Origin of the sequence: Rhizobium sp. RU36D (genome assembly GCF_900176345.1) — a bacterium.
GTDB lineage: Bacteria > Pseudomonadota > Alphaproteobacteria > Rhizobiales > Rhizobiaceae > Allorhizobium.
Genome location: NZ_FWXU01000003.1, coordinates 291,275 through 310,519 on the forward strand (window position 1 = coordinate 291,275; position 19,245 = coordinate 310,519).

Annotated in this window: 20 protein-coding genes; 10 read left to right on the forward strand and 10 right to left on the reverse strand. The window is 62.9% G+C overall.

Going from position 1 to position 19,245, the window contains the following annotated elements:
* The first annotated feature begins 130 nt into the window (after positions 1 to 130).
* From hemF to B9A97_RS06000, 3 genes are all read left to right on the forward strand, one after another.
* On the forward strand, positions 131 to 1,042 hold the full coding sequence (gene hemF / locus B9A97_RS05990) for an oxygen-dependent coproporphyrinogen oxidase (RefSeq protein ID WP_084364101.1): 912 nt from the start codon (positions 131 to 133) through the stop codon (positions 1,040 to 1,042).
* A 168-nt stretch (positions 1,043 to 1,210) separates the two neighbouring features.
* Complete coding sequence (locus B9A97_RS05995; RefSeq protein ID WP_084364102.1) at positions 1,211 to 1,486, forward strand: hypothetical protein; 276 nt, start codon at positions 1,211 to 1,213, stop codon at positions 1,484 to 1,486.
* Between the two features lie 184 nt (positions 1,487 to 1,670).
* Positions 1,671 to 1,856 (forward strand): DUF1059 domain-containing protein, encoded by a 186-nt coding sequence (locus B9A97_RS06000; RefSeq protein WP_084364103.1) that lies wholly within the window; start codon positions 1,671 to 1,673, stop codon positions 1,854 to 1,856.
* A 14-nt stretch (positions 1,857 to 1,870) separates the two neighbouring features.
* On the opposite strand, the gene B9A97_RS06005 is transcribed toward B9A97_RS06000, so the two are convergent.
* From B9A97_RS06005 to B9A97_RS06015, 3 genes are read right to left on the reverse strand one after another with little or no spacing between them, the layout of a single operon-like run.
* On the reverse strand, positions 1,871 to 3,130 hold the full coding sequence (locus B9A97_RS06005) for a CCA tRNA nucleotidyltransferase (RefSeq protein WP_084364104.1): 1,260 nt from the start codon (positions 3,128 to 3,130) through the stop codon (positions 1,871 to 1,873).
* Positions 3,127 to 3,762, reverse strand: a complete 636-nt coding sequence (locus B9A97_RS06010) for a CoA pyrophosphatase (protein ID WP_084364105.1) — start codon at positions 3,760 to 3,762, stop codon at positions 3,127 to 3,129. The genes B9A97_RS06005 and B9A97_RS06010 overlap by 4 nt, the downstream gene beginning before the upstream one ends.
* Entirely contained in the window at positions 3,755 to 4,393 is a 639-nt protein-coding gene (locus tag B9A97_RS06015) for a DUF1285 domain-containing protein (protein ID WP_084364106.1), read from the reverse strand. The genes B9A97_RS06010 and B9A97_RS06015 overlap by 8 nt, the downstream gene beginning before the upstream one ends.
* A 157-nt stretch (positions 4,394 to 4,550) precedes the next feature.
* Between B9A97_RS06015 and B9A97_RS06020 the strand changes: the two genes are divergently transcribed.
* Genes B9A97_RS06020 through B9A97_RS06040 form a run of 5 tightly spaced genes read left to right on the forward strand, consistent with a single transcriptional unit; the run spans position 4,551 to position 11,845 of the window.
* Entirely contained in the window at positions 4,551 to 5,564 is a 1,014-nt protein-coding gene (locus tag B9A97_RS06020; protein WP_084364107.1) for an AAA family ATPase, read from the forward strand.
* A gap of 16 nt (positions 5,565 to 5,580) precedes the next feature.
* Positions 5,581 to 6,501: a DUF58 domain-containing protein gene (locus B9A97_RS06025; protein ID WP_084364108.1), complete on the forward strand. Its 921-nt coding sequence runs from the start codon at positions 5,581 to 5,583 to the stop codon at positions 6,499 to 6,501.
* Positions 6,498 to 9,311 (forward strand): DUF4159 domain-containing protein, encoded by a 2,814-nt coding sequence (locus tag B9A97_RS06030; protein ID WP_084364109.1) that lies wholly within the window; start codon positions 6,498 to 6,500, stop codon positions 9,309 to 9,311. Before B9A97_RS06025 ends, B9A97_RS06030 begins: the two co-directional genes overlap by 4 nt.
* Before the next feature lie 27 nt (positions 9,312 to 9,338).
* The gene (locus B9A97_RS06035) at positions 9,339 to 11,408 is read left to right on the forward strand and encodes a hypothetical protein (RefSeq protein ID WP_084364110.1); all 2,070 of its coding nucleotides are present in this window, start codon (positions 9,339 to 9,341) and stop codon (positions 11,406 to 11,408) included.
* Positions 11,405 to 11,845, forward strand: a complete 441-nt coding sequence (locus tag B9A97_RS06040) for a GNAT family N-acetyltransferase (RefSeq protein WP_084364111.1) — start codon at positions 11,405 to 11,407, stop codon at positions 11,843 to 11,845. The genes B9A97_RS06035 and B9A97_RS06040 overlap by 4 nt, the downstream gene beginning before the upstream one ends.
* On the opposite strand, the gene B9A97_RS06045 is transcribed toward B9A97_RS06040, so the two are convergent.
* Positions 11,820 to 12,395, reverse strand: coding sequence for a GNAT family N-acetyltransferase (locus tag B9A97_RS06045; RefSeq protein ID WP_084364112.1), 576 nt, complete (start codon positions 12,393 to 12,395; stop codon positions 11,820 to 11,822). The genes B9A97_RS06040 and B9A97_RS06045 overlap by 26 nt on opposite strands.
* Before the next feature lie 249 nt (positions 12,396 to 12,644).
* Here B9A97_RS06045 and B9A97_RS06050 point away from each other — a divergent pair, with 249 nt between their 5' ends.
* Positions 12,645 to 13,679 carry a glutathione S-transferase family protein gene (locus B9A97_RS06050; RefSeq protein WP_084364113.1) on the forward strand — a complete coding sequence of 345 codons (1,035 nt, stop codon included), beginning with the start codon at positions 12,645 to 12,647 and terminating at the stop codon, positions 13,677 to 13,679.
* Here B9A97_RS06050 and B9A97_RS06055 read toward each other — a convergent pair.
* Entirely contained in the window at positions 13,636 to 14,130 is a 495-nt protein-coding gene (locus B9A97_RS06055) for an NUDIX domain-containing protein (protein WP_244564138.1), read from the reverse strand. The two genes, B9A97_RS06050 and B9A97_RS06055, sit on opposite strands and share 44 nt — an antisense overlap.
* Before the next feature lie 41 nt (positions 14,131 to 14,171).
* On the opposite strand from B9A97_RS06055, the gene B9A97_RS06060 reads away from it, so the two are divergent.
* The gene (locus B9A97_RS06060) at positions 14,172 to 15,080 is read left to right on the forward strand and encodes a metallophosphoesterase family protein (RefSeq protein ID WP_084364115.1); all 909 of its coding nucleotides are present in this window, start codon (positions 14,172 to 14,174) and stop codon (positions 15,078 to 15,080) included.
* Between the two features lie 13 nt (positions 15,081 to 15,093).
* Here B9A97_RS06060 and B9A97_RS06065 read toward each other — a convergent pair whose 3' ends face one another.
* The 5 genes from B9A97_RS06065 to B9A97_RS06085 all read right to left on the reverse strand — a co-directional run bounded on the left by B9A97_RS06065 (position 15,094) and on the right by B9A97_RS06085 (position 19,215).
* Entirely contained in the window at positions 15,094 to 15,792 is a 699-nt protein-coding gene (locus B9A97_RS06065; RefSeq protein ID WP_084364116.1) for a CerR family C-terminal domain-containing protein, read from the reverse strand.
* A 111-nt stretch (positions 15,793 to 15,903) separates the two neighbouring features.
* The gene (locus B9A97_RS06070) at positions 15,904 to 16,680 is read right to left on the reverse strand and encodes an alpha/beta fold hydrolase (protein WP_084364117.1); all 777 of its coding nucleotides are present in this window, start codon (positions 16,678 to 16,680) and stop codon (positions 15,904 to 15,906) included.
* 5 nt (positions 16,681 to 16,685) lie between these two features.
* A complete protein-coding gene (leuA, locus tag B9A97_RS06075) occupies positions 16,686 to 18,404 on the reverse strand; it encodes a 2-isopropylmalate synthase (RefSeq protein WP_084364118.1) in 1,719 nt (572 codons plus the stop codon).
* 321 nt (positions 18,405 to 18,725) lie between these two features.
* Positions 18,726 to 18,968, reverse strand: a complete 243-nt coding sequence (locus B9A97_RS06080; protein ID WP_084364119.1) for a type II toxin-antitoxin system BrnA family antitoxin — start codon at positions 18,966 to 18,968, stop codon at positions 18,726 to 18,728.
* Positions 18,928 to 19,215, reverse strand: a complete 288-nt coding sequence (locus B9A97_RS06085; RefSeq protein ID WP_084364120.1) for a BrnT family toxin — start codon at positions 19,213 to 19,215, stop codon at positions 18,928 to 18,930. The genes B9A97_RS06080 and B9A97_RS06085 overlap by 41 nt, the downstream gene beginning before the upstream one ends.
* Positions 19,216 to 19,245 lie beyond the last annotated feature (30 nt).

Here is a 19,245-nt window from a genome sequence, read left to right on the forward strand (position 1 = left end):
AAGACAATTTGCGAGCGGAATCTCAGGGATATCGCGTCAGGCAGCTTTATGGGGCTCTGGCGCAATGCTAAATCGGCAGATGCGCGTGCCCGACTCAAAGATGGCCGAATAAACAGACAGGTGGGACCCCATGGAAAGACCAGAACTGCCGAAAGGCCTGCCCGACGACATCGAAGACAAGAAGGCAGCCGCTCGCGCCTGGTTCGAAAGCCTGCGTGATACCATCTGCGCCTCGTTCGAGGCTCTGGAAGAGGAACTCGCTGGCCCGCTCTCCAACGAACCACCCGGCCGTTTCGTGGGCAAGGACTGGCTGCGCGAAGACGGCGCCGGCGGTGGAGGTCGCATGTCGATGATGGAAGGCCGCGTCTTCGAGAAGGTCGGCGTTCACACCTCGACCGTCCACGGCACGTTCTCGGAGGAATTCCGCAAGCAGATGCCGGGCGCGGATGAGGATCCGCGCTTCTGGGCCTCGGGCATTTCGCTGATCGCCCACCCCGTCAATCCCAATGTGCCGACGGTGCACATGAACACCCGCATGGTGGTGACCACGAGCCAATGGTTCGGCGGCGGTGCCGACCTGACGCCGGTGCTGAACCGCAGGCGCACCCAGGAAGACCCGGACTCGCGCCTCTTCCACCGTGCCATGGAAATCACCTGCACCCGGCATGCCGTGGCTGACTATGCCAAGTACAAGTCCTGGTGCGACGAGTATTTCTTCCTGAAGCACCGCAACGAACCGCGCGGCATCGGCGGCATCTTCTTCGACTGGCTGCACTCGCCGAAACAATCGGGCGGCTGGGCAGCGGACTTCGCCTTCGTGCAGGATGTCGGCCGTGCCTTCAACATGGCCTATCCGCGCATCGTGCGGAACAACTTCAATGAACCCTGGACGGAAGAGGACCGCGACGAGCAACTGGTGCGTCGCGGCCGCTATGTCGAGTTCAACCTGCTATATGACAGGGGCACGATTTTCGGCTTGAAAACCGGCGGCAACGTCGAATCAATCCTCTCATCCCTGCCTCCGGTTGTACGCTGGCCGTGATCACGATGTGATGAACTGCGACATCCCGCCGACCTCGAGGCGCCAAATACCAAGGAATATCGGGTATTTAAACGAATCAAAATATTGCTGCCTGCGACAATAAATTGCATTTGGAACAGGCAAACAGCATGATATGTTTTCCAAATCGGCAAGAGGAGGAGAATTGTCATGGCCAATCCCAGCAATACTTCTGTACCGAGTAATGTGACGAGTACCGCAAAGCAGCTCAATCTGGCGGAACTCATCGACCGCCTGGCGGAAGAGATGCGTCTGAGCAGTGATATCGACCTGCCACACGCCTATTTCGTCGAGCAGGTGCGGCAGACCCTCGCGGGTCGGACCATCACTACGGATCAAGCAGCAAACGACGCAGCAGCGCTCGTCAGAAAGCGCGCCGTCTATAATGACGGCGCGGTGTTTCAAGCCTGGGCGATGCCTGATTAGGAATTTCGTTTGAGAAACTGCCTGCCACGTGGAGGAGCGTGGTAGGCCGACACACTACGAGCCCCGGCCCGCAAGAGCCGGGGCTTTTGTTTGTCGCCGACGGATTCCACCAATTCTTGCATTCGGGGGGAACCGCTGCCTGCCACCAATAGTTTCAACAGGGTCACACCTAGAGGAGGCAGGCATGAAACGCTTTGACTGTGGTTCGCTCGTTCCCGGTTGTCACTGGCACACGCGCGCCGACGAGGATGCGGAAGTGGTTCGCCGTACTGTTGAGCACATGAAGACGGCCCATGGCGAAACCGTCATCCGCGAAACCATGATCGATCACATCAAGCAGCGCATCCGGGACGACGTCCAGGCGGCATAACGCTGCCATCCGCGTCAACTGCTAGTCAGTGTTTGAAGCCGGGCGAGAAGCTTCGCCCGGTCCAGCGTAAAATTGCGCTCCACCCATTCCCGTTCCAGAACCTTCAGCAGTTCGCCGACCTTCGGACCCGGCGCTATACCGGTTGCAATCACATCCGATCCACTGAGTGGGAACACCGGCTTTTCGAAGCCTTCCGCCCGCTTCAGCAGTGCGGAGAGGCGCGCGGCTTTCGCCATCGGCTCCGCTCCGCCGCCTTCCGCTGGCACTCGCGCAGAGGCAAGCGCCAGCTTCAGCCGGGCAACGATCCCTGCCCGATCCACCTCATAAAGCAGACGGTCGAAAGCCGCGTCCTTGATCTCAGGCGAGACGTCGGGGCTCATGGCAAAGCGCTCCAGGAAACCCGCTTCGGCATTGGACAGACGCAGCCGCGACGACAGTGCCGCCAGGCGATCGGCATCGCGCGGCACGATCGAGGCGAGCCGCAACATGGGATCGGGGTCCCAGCCCAACGCCCGCTCCGTGGCGACAAGACCGGGGATGGCGTCGATGCCCCATTTTTCCGTTTCCGGCAGGATCTCGCCCAGAATGCCGGACTGCCGCATCCAGAGCAGCGCCCGGCCCGGATCCGGCGCGGCCAGCAACTTCTTCAGTTCCGCCCAGACACGCTCCGCCGAGAGCTGGCCAAGCCGTGTGCGCGCCCGCGCCGACGCCCGCAAGCCCTCCGCATCCGGACGTCCCTCGCCATACCAGGCAAAGAAGCGGAAGAAGCGCAGCACCCGCAGATAGTCCTCGGCGATGCGGCGCTCCGCCTCGCCGATGAACCGCACCCGCCGCGCCTCGATATCCGCAAGGCCGCCGACGAGATCGATCACCTGGCCATCGCGGTCGACATAAAGGGCGTTGATCGTGAGATCCCGTCGCTCGGCATCCTCCTGCCAGTCGGTACCGAAGGCGACCTGGGCATGGCGCCCATCCGTCTCGACATCGCGGCGAAGGGTAGTCACCTCATAGGCCTTGCCCTCCACGACAAGCGTCACGGTGCCGTGGTCGATGCCCGTGGGTACCGCCTTGATGCCAGCCGCTTTGGCCCTGTCCATGACCTCCTGCGGCTTCAGCGTGGTGGCCAGATCGATGTCACCGACCGGCATATCCATCAAGCTGTTGCGCACGGCGCCGCCCACCACCCGTCCCTCACCGCCATCGGCATTCAACAGGTCGAGCACGCGCGTCAGCCCGGCTTCGGAAAACCAGGCGGCACCGGATAGATCGGTCATGCATAAAGCCTTTCATAAAGCGTGCGTAGAATGCCCGCCGTAATGCCCCAGATGTTGTACTCGCCATAGGGCATGACATAGAAATGTCGAACAGAGCCTTGCCAGACGCGGCTGTCGCGGCGGTGGTTGTCGGGGTTCATCAGGAAGGCCAGGGGCACCTCGAACACCCGGTCCACCTCGTCGGGATTGGGAATGATCTCGAAACCGCGCTGCACCACCGAAAGCACGGGGGTTATGCGAAAGCCGGTACCCGAAAAATAGTCCGGAAGCCGACCGACCGTCTCCACGAAGCGCCGGTCGAGCCCGATCTCTTCCTCCGCCTCCCGGAGTGCCGCAACTTCTGCCGATGTATCCTCCGGATCGATCCCCCCGCCGGGAAAGGCGATCTGGCCGGAATGCTTGCGCAGCTTGGTCGTCCGCTGGGTCAGGATGACCTTTGCGCCGTCTAGATCATCGATGACGGGTATGAGCACGGCGGCATCTTTGAGCTTCAGCTCCATCGCCTGCTCGACGCTGCCGGGGTTCAGCCGGTGGTCGCCGTGGTCCCGCCAGGCCAGATGCAGCGGATTGCCCTTCTGGTTTTCGGCCCGCTGGCGAAAACTGTCGGCGGAATAATAGGCGGCTTCATTCATGGGTCAGGCGATCCAGTTCAGCCGCCGGCATGATCGGAAACACGGCCTCTCCCGAGCGCACCGCAAACATCTCGGTCCCCTCGAGATCGACCACCTCTCCGAGCGCCACCAGATCATAGGTCACGGCGCGCGATACAAGCGCTTCCAGCCGCCCGCGCACCAGCAGATAGGGCTTCAGCTGGGCCGTTTCCCCCTCCACCATGAAACGTAGCGGATGGTCGCGGCCTGCCTCCACCACATCGCCGACATTGGTGCGGAAGGTCAGCACTGGATGGCCTTCGCGGTTGCTGACGGCCATTTCAACGGCGATGAACGGCGCGTCCACTACGCGGATGCCGACTTTTTCCACAGGCGTGACGAGATAGGTCCTGCCGTCCTCATCCCGCCGCAGCACCGTCGAAAACAGCCGCACGAGGGGTTGGCGCCCGATCGGCGTGCCCATGTAGAACCAGGTGCCATCGGCCCGGATTTCCATATCGATATCGCCGCAGTCGGGTGGATTCCACTTGTCCACCGGCGGCAGGCCGGGCTTTCCGCCCTGCTTTTGCGACGACGCGCGGGAGATCAGCGCAGCAAGACCGGCAGCATCGGCTGCGCCATCCTTCATCGCGCTGGGGTGCGGTGTTGCCATCTTTGCGTCTCGTTTGTCCACCAGTGTCCAATCTCACGAGATAGTCATTTGAAACGCGCTTGTCAGCCGCCCTTTGAAGAATAAGCTTATTAGTAAGGGCAGTATTCGGTTACGGTCGGTGATTCGGCGGCCGTTGCGCAACCAGACGGAGAGCACCATGGGCATGATCAAGACCACCGAGGACGCTCTGGACGAGAAGGCCATCATCGCGCAGGCCGAACAGGCGCTGGCGGATATCGCTCTCATCAAGACCGAAGTGTCCAAAGTGATCTTCGGTCAGGAACAGGTGGTGGAAAACACGCTTCTGGCCATTCTCTCCGGCGGCCATGCACTTCTCGTTGGCGTGCCAGGCCTCGCCAAGACCAAGCTCGTCACCACGCTCGGCACCGTTCTTGGCCTTGATGCCAGCCGCATCCAGTTCACGCCTGACCTGATGCCGTCCGACATCCTCGGCACCGAAGTGATGGACCAGGACGAGACGGGCCGGCGCTCCTTCCGCTTCGTCAAGGGCCCGGTCTTCGCCCAGCTGCTGATGGCCGACGAAATCAACCGCGCCAGCCCGCGCACCCAGTCCGCCCTGCTGCAGTCCATGCAGGAATATCACGTAACGATTGCCGGCCAGCGCTACGACCTGCCGGCGCCCTTCCACGTACTTGCCACCCAGAACCCGCTGGAGCAGGAAGGCACTTATCCGCTGCCGGAAGCCCAGCTCGACCGCTTCCTGCTGCAGGTCGATGTCGGCTATCCCGAGCTTGCCGCCGAACGCCAGATCCTCTTGGAGACCACGGGCCTGCGCGACAACCGCGCATCAAGCGTGGTGAGCGGTAGCAGGCTCATGGAAATCCAGAAGCTCATCCGCCAGATGCCGGTCTCCGATAGCGTCGTGGATTCGATCCTGTCGCTGGTGCGCTCTGCCCGTCCCGGCCATGGCAACCAGCATACGGACAAGCATGTGGCCTGGGGTCCCGGTCCCCGCGCCGGTCAGGCACTGATGCTCTGCGCCCGCGCCCGTGCGCTCTATGAAGGCCGGCTCGCCCCGTCGCTGGACGACGTGCATGCGCTGGCCGAACCCGTGCTGCAGCACCGCATGGCGCTGACATTCGCGGCCCGTGCCGAGGGCATGTCGGTAAGAACAGTCATCGAGAGCCTGGTCAAACAGGCGCGCGGCTGAGGGAGGCGGATAGAGCGTGGCGGCAATCGGCCAGATAGTCGAACAGACCCCGAGCGGCGATGCACTCACCAGGGCGCGCCAGCGCGCTATACTGGTCCCGGACTGCATGGTCGAAGCCAAGCGCATCGCCAACACCGTGATTGCCGGCTGGCATGGCCGCCGCAAACGCGGCATCGGCGAAAACTTCTGGCAGTTCCGCCCCTATGCCGAAGGCGAAAGCCTGTCGCGCATCGACTGGCGTCGTTCGGCCCGTGACGACCATACCTATGTCCGCGACCGCGAATGGGAGGCAGCCCATACGGTCTGGCTGTGGGCCGACATGTCTCCATCGATGATGTACAAATCGACGCTCGGCATGGTGTCGAAGGAAAGCCGGGCGCTGGTTCTGATGCTGGCTCTTGCCGAAATCCTGGCCCGCTCGGGTGAGCGCATCGGCTGCCCCGGTATCATGGAGCCCGTCTCCGCCCGCAACGCCGCCGAACGGCTGGCCACGGCAATCATGCATGCCCCCCTGACATCAGGCCTGCCGGAAACAGGCATGATCCGCGGCATGAGCGATGTAGTGCTGATCGGTGACTTCCTCGACGATGCCGATGCGATCATGGAGCGGCTGTCGCCGCTCGCCCGCCGTGGGCTGCGCGGCCATGTGGTCGAGGTCGCAGATCCGGCGGAAGAGACATTCCCCTATACGGGCCGCACCGAATTCACCGACCCGGAGACCGGCGAGCGGCTGGTGTCCGGCCGGGCGGAAAATATCGGCGAGGAATACCGGCAGGCCTATCTGGCGCGTCGCGAAAGCCTGGGTGAATCGCTTCGCCGGCTCGGCTGGAGCTTCGTGCATCACCGCACCGACCATCTCGCCTCCCAGGCGCTCGTTGCTGTCCACATGCATCTCTCCGGCATGGCGCCGCGCAGCGTAACGGGGGTATCCGCATGATGGGACTTCCGATTGCCTTCCTTGCTCCCGCCCTGCTGGTCGCGCTGGCGGCCCTGCCGCTGATCTGGTGGCTGCTGAAGCTGACGCCGCCACGGCCGAAACAGGAAGCCTTTCCGCCGCTCAAGATCCTTGCCAGCGTGCTGAAGCGCGAGGAGACGCCGTCGAAAAGCCCGTGGTGGCTGACCCTGCTGCGGATCGCCTTGGCCGCCCTGGTGATCATCGCGCTCGCCGGCCCGATCCTCAATCCGCGCACCAACTCGCTAGCCTCCAGCGGGCCGCTGGTGCTGTTTATCGACAATAGCTGGGCCACCGCGACTGACTGGGATCGCCGCGTCGCAACCGCCCAGGCGCTGATCGACGATGCCGAAAGCCAGGACATCCCGGTTTCCCTGTCGTTCACGGCAGATGCCCAGAATGACGCCGTTCCGACCACGGCGGTCGTTGCGCGCGAGCGGTTGAGCGCCGCCGCACCAAAACCCCTTGTCGGCGATCGTGCGCGCGCCATCGACGCCTTGCAGCAGGCGCTCGCCGGCACCACGCCCGGCACCCTCGCCTTCCTGACTGATGGCATCCGCAACGCCGAAGACGAGACGACCGTGAGCCGGCTCGGCAGCCTGCAGCCTGCGGAACTGCGCATCATGCAGGGCGAAGGCACCGGCGCGGTTGCCATCACCTCGGCCAGCAACACCGCAGATGCCATGACAGTGCGTGTCGCCCGCCTCAATGGCTCTGCCCCCGCCAGCCTGCCCCTGACGGCGGAAGATGCGCAAGGCCGCGTCATCGCCAATGGCCGCGCGGAATTCCAGGCGGGCCAGACGGTCGTGACCAGTTCGATCGCGGCACCGTTCGAGATGCGCAACGATTTTGCGCGCCTGAAGGTCGGTGCCGGCACGACGGCCGGCGCCGTGCACCTGCTGGACGATGCCTTCAAGCGGCGCCGCGTGGTGCTGCTGTCGGGCTCTGCTACGGACGAATTCCAGCCCCTGCTTTCGCCGCTTTATTATATCGAGAAGGCGCTGCAGCCCTATGCCGACCTGATCAAGCCGACAGACTCTGACCTGGCGGTCGCCATTCCCCGGATGCTGGAAAACAATCCCTCCATGATCATCATGGCGGATATCGGCCGTCTGCCCGAAGATACCTATGCGCCCCTGGAGCGGTGGATATCGAATGGCGGCATCCTGCTGCGCTTTGCCGGCCCAAGGCTCGCCGGTGCGCCGGCGGAGGATCCGCTGGTGCCGGTGATCCTGCGGCAGGGAGAGCGCGCGCTGGGCGGCACCCTGTCCTGGGGCGAGCCGCAGCCCCTGGCGGAATTCCCGACCTTCGGCCCCTTTGCCGGCCTGCCGCGCCCGACCGACGTGCTGGTCGACCGGCAAGTGCTTGCGGAACCCACGCCCGATCTCGCTGAGCGCACCTGGGCGAGCCTTGCCGATGGCACGCCGCTGGTCACCATGCGCCAGCGCAATGCCGGGCAGATCATACTGTTCCATATCGCTGCCGAAGCCACCTGGTCGAACCTGCCGATCTCGGGCAGCTTCGTCGAAATGCTGCGCCGGGTGGTGCAACTTTCGCGCTCGGGCGGCGCCTCATCCTCCGGCACCGCCGACGTCAGCAATGCCCAGATGCTGCCGCCGTTCCGCATGCTCGATGCCCGCGGCGTCCTGGTCACAGAAACGGGTCTCGCCCGGCCGCTGGCGCTGAATACGGGCACTGCGCCGGTCGCAAGCTTTGACAACCCGCCCGGTCTCTATGGATCGGAGGATGGATTCGTGTCGCTCAATGTGCTTGGTGCGAATGCAGACTTGAACCCGATCGACATCAGCGGCACCAATGTCGTGAGCTCCGGACTTATCGGCGAGGAAAGCTGGTCGGCCAAGCCGATGCTGCTGATCCTGGCGCTCGCGCTCTTCGTGGTCGATAGCCTCGTCGTGATAGCCATGAACAGTGCCCTGCCGCGTCTGCGTCCGCTCAGGCGCGCGGCCGCCATGCTGCTGATCGGCCTCACTGCAGCCGCCCTGAGCGCACCGGGCGAACTGCGCGCCGATGACGCTCGGCCCGGCGATGAAACAATCTTCGAACGTCTCGACAACACCCACCTCGCCTATATTGTCACCGGCGAGGCGGAGGTGGATCGCATCTCCGAACGGGGACTGGTCGGCCTGACGGAATTCCTGACCTACCGCACCACCCTCGAACCGGCGCCGCCCGTGGGCATCAATCTGGAGACGGACGAACTGTCCTTCTACCCGATGATCTACTGGCCGGTCTCTGCCACCGCCCCCATGCCGTCGACAGCAGCCGTCAGCCGCATTGATGCCTATATGCGCCAGGGCGGCACCGTGCTCTTCGACACGCGAGACCAGTTGACTCCACTGGAAGGCTCCGGCGCCGTGACAGCCAACGGCCAGCGGTTGCAGCAGATCCTGGCCAATCTCGACATTCCGCCGCTGGAACCCGTGCCGGCCGACCACGTGCTGACCAAGACCTTCTACCTGCTGCAGAGCTTCCCCGGCCGCTACTCCGGCAGCCCGTTGTGGATCGAGGCGCGCCAGGCCAATGCGCCGGTTGGCAGCAAGACCGCCGCCAATGCCGACGGCGTTTCCCCGATCATGATCACCGGCAATGATTTCGCCGGCGCCTGGGCGATCGACGCCAACGGCTCGCCGCTGTTGCCGACGGTTCCGTCTGACCCGATGCAGCGGGAATACGCCTTCCGCGCCGGCGTCAACATCATGATGTTCATGCTGACAGGCAATTACAAGGCCGATCAGGTCCACCTCCCGGCGCTGCTCGAACGGCTTGGCCAGTGAGCGGACGACCGGCATTGGAGCGATGAGATGACATTTGCCTTCTCCCCCTTTGTGCCCTGGTGGGCCCTCGGCGCCCTTGCCGCGCTTCTGGCGCTGGTCTCGGCCGTGGCCATCTGGCGCGGCATCAGGGGCGCCTGGTTTCGTGCACTCGCCGCTGCAGCGCTGCTGGCCGCCATTGCCAATCCGGTGATGCTGCAGGAGCAGCGCGACCGGCTCTCGACCATCGTGCCCGTCGTGGTGGATCGCAGCCAGAGCCAGCAGACACCCGAACGCACCCGCATGACCGATGACGCGCTCGCCGCGCTGACGCGGCAGTTGGAGCGCTTCCCGCAGATCGAGCCGAGGATTGTCGAGGTCAAGGACGACGGCACCTCCGACGCTCCCTCCACGCGGCTGTTCGAGGCGCTATCCTCGGCGACGGCGGATGTCGCGCCCGCGCGCATCGGCGGTGCGATCATGCTCACCGACGGCCAGATCCATGATATCCCCGCCTCCGCCGAAGCCCTTGGTTTCGACGCGCCGGTGCATGGGCTGCTGACCGGCCGCGAAAACGAATTCGACCGGCGTATCGAGATCGTCCGCGCGCCGCGGTTCGGCATCGTCAACAACGACCAGGAACTGACTTTCCGCGTGTTCGACGACGGCCGCGGCACCGGCCAGGCGGCCCGCGTCTCCGTCACCATCAACGGCGAACCGGCCGGCGAGGTCGATGCCGCACCGGGCCAGGAGACGACCTTCCCCTTCAAGGTGCCGCGCGGCGGCAACAACGTGCTGGAATTCTCGGTCGCCGCCGTGCCGGACGAGGTGACCGACGCCAACAACCGCGCCATCCATCTGATCGAAGGCATTCGCGAAAACCTGCGCGTGCTGCTGGTATCGGGCGAACCCCATGCGGGCGAGCGTGCCTGGCGCAACCTGCTGAAGTCCGACGCCTCGGTCGATCTGGTGCATTTCACTATCCTGCGCCCGCCGGAAAAGCAGGACGGAACCCCCATCAACGAGCTCTCGCTGATCGCCTTCCCGACCCGCGAACTCTTCGTCGAGAAGATCGAGGATTTCGATCTGATCATCTTCGACCGCTACCAGCATCGCGGCGTGCTGCCGATCCTCTACTACGACTATATCGCCGAATATGTCCGCAAGGGTGGCGCCCTGCTGATTGCGGCAGGCCCCGAGCATGCCGGCGAGGATTCCCTGGCGCTGACGCCGCTTGCCTCGGTACTCCCGGCATCTCCGACAGGCGATGTGCACCAGGCCGCCTATTTCCCGCGGCTGTCCGAGGAGGGCAAGCGCCATCCCGTGACGCGCGGTCTTGATGGCTCGGCCGCCGAGCCGCCGCAATGGGGCCGGTGGTTCCGCAGCATTGATGTCGGCCAGCCCCAGGGCAACACCATTATGACCGCATCAGACAACCGGCCGTTGCTGGTTCTGAACCGCACCGACGAAGGCCGCGTCGCCATGCTGCTGTCGGACCAGGGCTGGCTCTGGGCGCGCGGCTTTGAAAATGGTGGCCCCCACGTGTCGCTCTATCGACGCATCGCCCATTGGCTGATGAAGGAACCGGAACTCGAGGAGGAGGCGCTGACGGCGCGCGCGGCCGGCCGCACCATCGAGATCAACCGCCAGACCATCGGCGACGCACCGGAACCGGCGACGATCCGCTATCCCTCGGGCAAGACCGAAAGCGTGCCGCTCACCCAATCGGCGCCCGGCCTCTACCGGGCGGAAAAGCCGACCGACGAGACGGGATTGTTCACCATCACCAATGGCGAGTTTTCCACGCTGGTGCATGTCGGCGCCGTCGATGCGGCGGAGTTCAAGGCGATGATCTCCACCGCCTCGCTGCTGCAACCGATCACGGAGGCGACCCGCGGCCTCATTTCCCGCGTCGACAATGGCAATGGTTCGATCCGCATGCCCGACATCCTGCCGGTGCGTGGCCCGATCCGCGTCGCCGACGAGCGGCGCATGTTGCTGCGTCTGACCGACGAAACCATGCTGCGAGGCATCGATACCCTGCCGCTGTTTGCGGGTTTTGCCGGGCTTGCGGCCCTGTTGCTCGCGGTCTCCGCCATGTGGTGGCGCGAGGGCAGATGACGAGAGATCAGCGCCCGGCGCCAACGGATCTCGCCATCGTCGACGACCTGCCGGCCGGCGACGAGGCGAAGATACTTTCAGCCTTGAAGGCCCATAACAATGTGATGCTCGGCCCCACGGACCGCCGCAACCTCGCAATCCCCCTGCGCAACGAGGCCGGCGAGGTCGATGGCGGGCTGGTGGGCTATACCGGCCGCGGTTGGCTCTGCGTGGAAATGCTCTATATCCCGGAACGCTGGCGCGGCCAGGGCCTGGCGGGCCGGTTGCTACAGATGGCGGAGGACGAGGCCCGTGCCCGCGGCTGCACCGGCGCCTATATCGATACCGCCAACCCGCAAGCCCGGCGCGCCTATCAGCGCCAGGGCTACGAGATCTTCGGCACGCTGGAGAATTTTCTCGGCGACTTCCACATCACCTGGATGAAGAAGCAGCTTTAGGGCGCTCGAAAACCTCTTCCATCTCGGCCTCCTCAATGGCGGGCGCCGTGCAGTCCCGCCAGGCGATGGTACCGACAAGGCCAGCATGCACGTCGGCTGCCATCGGCACCACGAGCACCCGCGCCGGATCGACCGGACCCGGGAATGCCAGAGCGTTATAGGCAACCTTCTCGAAGCCGAGCGGCATGTAATAGGGCGGGTCGCCGACCAGGATCACGGCTTCCGATCCCTTCCGCCGCGCCGCTTCGATCGCGATCCGCACCAGCTCCCGGCCAATACCCTTGTTCTTGTGCGACGGCCGCACGGCAAGCGGGCCGAGCAGATGCCCCTTCACACTGCCGGCCATGACAGGCGTCATCCGCACCGACGCAATCGTCTCGCCATCATCGGCGCAGATGAAGGACAGGCTGCGGTCATGCGGCCCCTGCTCACGAATCCGCGCGGCGGCACGGACGAACCGGCCGGGGCCGAATGCTTCTTCATTGATGAGTTCGATGACGGCATCATGAGACGCGTCCTCGGTGAGATAGACCAAGTCGTGATTTTTCATGGGAAGTCCAAACAGGCATGCAGACGAAATAGGTGACGGACGCCGTGTAGGCGTTTTCAGCGTCAGCGTCGTCGCAGGAACCTGTTCTGGGTCATCGGGACTTTCCGAAAATTTCTGTGTTAGCGGCGATACCAGATTTTTTCGCGACGTCCAACGGAAAAACGCAGTGTTCAATCAATGCGGCCTCGAAATTGTCAGCGACAGCCGTATCTTAAGATCCATATGAAGCAATCGCGAAAGGGACCTGACATGGGAATGCTGGTAGACGGCGTCTGGAAGGACGTTTGGTATGACACATCATCCACCAAGGGCCATTTTCAGCGCAAGGCTTCGTCATTCCGCAATTGGGTGACCGCCGATGGCTCGGCCGGCCCATCGGGCAATGGCGGCTTCCAGGCCGAGGCCGGGCGCTATCACCTCTATGTCTCGCTCGCCTGTCCCTGGGCGCACCGAACCCTCATCTTCCGCAAGCTCAAGAAGTTGGAAGACCTGATTTCGGTGTCCATCGTCGATCCGCTGATGGTCGAGAACGGCTGGGAGTTTCGCGACCGGGACGGTGGCACCGTCGATCATCTCTTCGGATCCCGCACGCTCTGGGAAATCTATGTAAAGGCCGACCCGCAATATACGGGCCGTGTCACCGTTCCCGTGCTGTGGGACAAGGAGACCGGCACGATCGTCTCTAACGAATCGGCCGAAATCATCCGCATGTTCAACAGCGCCTTCAATGATCTCACAGGCAATGACGACGATTATTACCCTGAGGACCTTCAGGAAGAGATCGATACGATCAATACGCGAATTTACGACACCGTGAACAACGGCGTCTACAAGGCCGGCTTCGCGACGACCCAGGAGGCCTATGAAGCCGGCGTCATGCCGCTGTTCGAGACCCTGGATTGGCTGGACGAGCGGCTATCGACCCAGCGCTATCTGTTTGGCGAGCGGCTGACGGAAGCAGACTGGCGGCTCTTCACCACGCTGGTTCGCTTCGACCCTGTGTATGTTGGACATTTCAAATGCAATATCCGGCGCATCGCCGACTACAAGAGCCTGACGGCCTATCTGCGTGACCTCTACCAGACGGAAGGCGTGGCCGAGACGGTCAACCTCAAGCACATCAAGCACCACTATTACCGCAGCCACAAGACCATAAACCCGACCGGCGTCGTGCCGGTGGGACCGGAAGTCGATTACGACCGGCCCCATGGCCGGCATATGCTGAGCGAGGCATTGGCCATCACCAGAAGTCGTCGGGCGGACACTCCCCAGCCACCTCTTTGAGCCTGCGCCGCGTTGCCGCCGTCGTCCCCTCCGGCAGTGCGTCCGGGTCGAAGAAGCCGCATTCGGCAATCTCCCTGTCCGGCAGTCGCGGCGCGGTCTGCCGGACCTGCACCCGGTAGAACAGCACATGGTCTCGGGAGGTCACCCGGCGATTGAAATAGACCTGGATCAGTTGCGGAGGCGTGACCGCCTGCAGGTTACCCTCCTCGCGCAGTTCCTTTTCCAGCGCTTGCACGGCATGTTCATGCCGCTCCACGCCGCCGCCCGGCATGTGCCAGCCCTCGACATAGGTATGCCGAACGAGAAACACCCGACCGCTATCATCGAAGCATGCCGCCCGCACCCCGAGCGTCATGCCGCGGGCAAGCAGGAAGTAGCGATGCAGCAGGCGGATTGCGATACGCTTCCAAAGCGCGGCCGCAACCTGCTCTTCTCCAGGGTTTTCGTTCAACAGGCTTGCTCCCATGTGTTGTGGGCTCTATGTCTAGGTATATGTTCAGGCTCGCGCATATTTCCGACGTTCATCTTGGCCCCTTGCCTCGTCTCAGCTTAACGGAACTGGCTTCCAAGCGCATCACGGGCTATTGGAATTGGCACAGAAACCGCAAAAAGCATATGTTTTCCAACGCTCTGGAAATGCTGTGCGCGGATATTCTGGAAAAAGCACCTGACCATCTGGCCATTACAGGCGATCTCGTCAACCTCGGCTCCGGCATCGAGATCCGTGCCGTCGCGGAATGGTTGCGCGTGGTGGGCGACCCCGTCAGCACGACGGTCATTCCCGGCAACCACGATGCCTATGTGCCCGGCGCCCGCGACAAGGCCGTGGAGGCCTGGTACAACTATATGCGCGGGGACAATGATCCCCTGACCTTCGAGCAGGACGACAAACTGTTTCCCACGATCCGCCGGCGCGGTCCGGTCGCGATCATCGGCTGTTCCACGGCGCTCGCAACGCCGCCCTTTGCCGCGTCAGGTTTCTTCAGCAGCCGGCAGGCGCGCGAGACGGCAGAGCTTTTGAAGAAGGCGGGAGAGGAAGGCCTATTCCGCGTCGTGCTGATCCATCATCCGCCCATTCCCGGCGCCACCACCCAGTATAAACGCATGATTGGCATCCGCCGCTTTGCCGCGGCCATCGCCGTCGGCGGCGCGGAACTGGTGCTGCACGGCCATACCCACTTGAACTCGCTGTATTGGCTGGAATCAAAGGGCCGAAAGGTACCGGTCGTCGGCATAGCCTCGGCCTCGCAAGGTCCGGGCAGTCCCAAGCCCAGGGCGGCCTACAACCTGTTTTCCATCGGCGGCAAGCCGGGCGCCTGGCATGTCGATTGGGAACGCCACAGCCTGGACAAACTGGCGGGCCATATCGAAGTCGACCATCGGCATCGGCTCTACGGCTGAACCGCCGAAAGGTTCAACCGAACAAGGCGATCGGCGCGTTCGGCGCAACCTGGCTGGCGACCGTCTGGCGTCGCCATGCCACGATGGCGCGCAGATTGAACCGGATCGCATCGATCAGCGCTTCTGTTTCGGCATCGCCGAGTTCGTTCCAGCCCATGCGACGCATCAAGGCGGGCTTGCACAGCCGGAACGACATGGTTTGCCCCATGAGCGTGAAGACCGTGAGCTTGATGTCATCGGTCTGCCCTTCCGCGCCAGTCGCGATCCCGAAAAGCTGCTCTACCCTCTCATGCAGAGGCCGGACCATGCCGGTATAGATGTGGTCGTGTATCTCCCCAGGCATGACCATTTCGCGCATCAGGAAGGTCGAGATGTCCTCGGAGTCCGGGCGCTGCGCACCGACGCGGACGAGATTGGTGAACATTTCCTCCAGCACGGCCATGGCCTCGTCTTGCGAAAGGTCCGACGGCGGGGATTGCGTGAGCGGCGCACCCATGGCTTCCACCACGGCGCTGATCACATATTCCACGCAGGCAATGCGAAGGCCGGGCTTTCCACCGAAGTGATAGGCGATGCTGCCGATATTGGCGGCGGCATGATCGGCGATCTGCCGGGTCGAGACAGCATCATAGCCATGCTCCCCAAACAGCTTAAGCGCGGCTGAAATCAGCGCGCTCCGGGTCGCCGCAGCGCCTGAAAGTTGTCGTCCCATCGAAGAACCCCTGCTCAGGAAATCATTCGATTGATTAAATCCAATTTGTGCGCTGCGTCAATTGCATGTCACAAAGAATCTTGTCGAGGGAGTGCTGAGAGTCGGCGCGGATCATGGGCGTGAAAGCTGACGGATGAGTGCCGCCACGACTGCATCCGGCGTCTCTTCGATCAGCATATGGCCCACGCCTTCGAGGATATGAATGTCTGCCCGGCCTTCCAGCGCCTGCGCCTGGGCAACGGGCAGGATCATGTCCTGTGTTCCCCACAGGAGGGACAAGGGCATAGTGAGCCCCCGCAGCGCATCCAGCGGCAAGACGCCCTGAAACACCGCTTCGCCTGTTGCGTTGGTGATATGCTGCAAGATGTCGAGCAGGGCCTCGGCCGCACCCGGCACACACCGCGCCTCCCAGAGCCGCAACAGTGCCTGTTCCGGAATTACGGCGTTGAAGCCGATCATCGGCTCCAAGGCCTGCCGCAGTTGTGCAATCGATGTGGCGGTGCCGTAGCGCCTCAGCGCCCGATGATTGATGTCGGACCCTAGCCCACCGGGCGCCAGCAGCGTCAGCGACGCGACCTGATCAGCGGCCTTGAGGGCCATCAGCGCCGCCACTGCTCCGCCCATCGAGTGACCGGCAAGGTGCATGCGCTGTATGCCCTGAGCCCGGAGATCGCGCAGGATTGCGCGGGCCATGGCGCCGGCATGCCCGACGCCATCACTTGCCATCGAACCGCCATGCCCCGGCAGATCATAGGCGATGACGGGCAGGTCCGCCGGCAGGCGGTCCATGATCCCCAGCCAAGCCTCGGCGCAACCGCCGAAGCCATGCAGCAGAATGAGAGGCGGCGCCCCCTGCGGATCCCCTCTGCGGATCGCATGAAGCGCCATCAGGTTCAGCCCTTGACGGCGCGCTGTTCCAGCACGCGATTGGCGGCCGAAACGATCGCCTCCAGCGACGCGGCGACGATGTTGGTGTTGATCCCGACGCCAAACAGCTTGGCTCCGGCATGCTCCAGCTCGACATAGGCAATCGCAGAGGCGTTCGAGCCGTGCTGCAAGGAATGCTCGGAATAATCAGCCACCGACAGTGGCATGCCGAGATAGGTGGACAACGCATTGATGAAGCCGTCGATCGGGCCGGTGCCCCTGCCCTCGATCCGCTTCACCTCGCCTCCATCGGTGATCTCCGCCGCCACGATCCGCACGCCCTTGAGGTCGGTGCCGGCCGGATAGGTGTGGTGATCCACGAACTTCAGCCGGCCATTCGGTTGCGACACGTAATGCTGGATGAAGTGGTCATAGATACGCTTCGAGGGAAGCTCGACGCCCTCTTCATCGGTGATTCGCTGGATCTCCTCGCGGAACTCCACCTGCAGGTTGCGCGGCAGGTTGATGCCGTAGTCTTCCTGCAGAATATAGGCGATGCCGCCCTTGCCGGACTGGGAATTGATGCGGATGATCGCTTCATAGGTGCGGCCGACATCCTGCGGATCGATCGGCAGATACGGCACTTCCCAGACCGGCGAATTGGCCTTGCGGATCGCCTTCATGCCCTTGTTGATCGCATCCTGATGCGAGCCGGAGAAGGCGGTGTAGACCAGTTCGCCGACATAAGGATGGCGCTCGGGGATCGTCATCTGGTTGGAATATTCGAAGACCGCCTTGATGCGCTCGATATCGGAGCAATCCAGGCCCGGGTCGACACCCTGCGTGAACATGTTCAGCGCCAGCGTCACCACATCGACATTCCCGGTGCGCTCGCCATTGCCGAACAGCGTGCCTTCGACGCGGTCCGCGCCGGCCATCAATGCCAGTTCGGTCGCGGCAATGCCGGTGCCACGGTCATTGTGTGGATGCAGCGAGACCAGCACGTTCTCGCGATTGTCGATGTTGCGGCACATCCATTCGATCTGGTCGGCATAGATGTTCGGCGTCGCCATCTCGACGGTCGAGGGCAGGTTCAGGATCAGCTTGTTATCCGGCGTCGGCTTGATGATCTCGACGACGGCATTGCAGATCTCGAGCGCCACTTCCAGTTCGGTGCCGGTAAAGCTTTCGGGCGAGTATTCGAAGCGATAGCCACCACCAGCCTTGGCGGCCATGTCGGTGATCATCTTCGCGGCATCCACCGCGATCTGCTTGATGCCCTGGACATCCTTGGCGAACACCACGCGGCGCTGCAACTCGCTGGTGGAATTGTAGAAGTGGATGATCGGCTTGTGGGCGCCATCCAAGGCTTCGAAGGTGCGCGTGATCAGTTCAGGCCGGCACTGCACCAGAACCTGCAACGACACGTCCTTGGGCACATTGCCTTCCTCGACGCACCAGCGGGCAAAGTCGAAATCCGTCTGCGACGCCGAGGGGAAGCCGATCTCGATTTCCTTGAAGCCCATGTCCAGCAACAGCTGGAACATGCGAGCCTTGCGGTCGTGGCCCATCGGGTTGACCAGCGACTGGTTGCCGTCGCGCAGGTCGACCGAGCACCAGATCGGTGCCTTGGTGATGGTCTTGGACGGCCAGGTGCGGTCCTTTATGTCGATCTGCGGATAGGGCCGGTATTTCTGTGCCGCTTCGGGCATGCCCTGCTTGACGGAATGGGTCTTCAAAATCATCGCTTCGTCTCTTCTCTTCCCGCATTTGCCCGGCGCTATAGCGCATCATCGAACAATTCGCGATGGCAAATGCGGTCCCCTGCGGGATCCAATATTGGGCTTTATGGTTTGGTAAAGGAGCTATGCCTGACGGCTATCCGGCCGCCGGGCGCTCCTTAGTGGACCCGGCAACCGCGGATAAGGCCAAGGAGAAGAAGCGAGTTTAGGGCGAACGAAACCGCACCGGCGTCAAAACCGCCAGCGTCGGATGAAGTCGAAATGATGTCGCCCGAAATCTTCATGCGGTAGTGATAGCGTGAGGCCGTGAATCGCGCAAGGGTGTTATTCGGCGGCAGAGACCTTCTCCAGGCGCTCTCTCACCCATTCGGAAATCAGCCGATCGCGGGTCGTTCCCAAACGGGAGACTTCGGCATCCAATTGTGCCAAGTCCTGCTTGGGAATGTCGAGTTGCACGATTTCTTGAGACCAGTTCACCAGACGGGCTTTCGACCAATCGAAATACTCGCTGACATCTTCGCCATCGTCAAACTTCTGGTCCAGTTCCGCTGCGGATATGGTCTTCATAAAGGTTCCTCTCGTAGTCGCGAGCCCGTCTCACGGAGATAATGCGAACGACCTGATTTCTGAAGGTGTAGACTGCCATCCAGCACTTTCCACCTGCCATCCCGACCAATCCCATTCGGGGTTCGCCGTCGGAGCGGGCCGGCGTCAACAATGCGATGCCACGCCACAATTCCTGGGCCTCGATGAAATCGATCCCGTGCTTTTCCTTGTTGCTGGCGCTCTTTGCGGGATCGAACTCGAACTCCATGCATCACTATAGCATGAAACAAGCCCGATC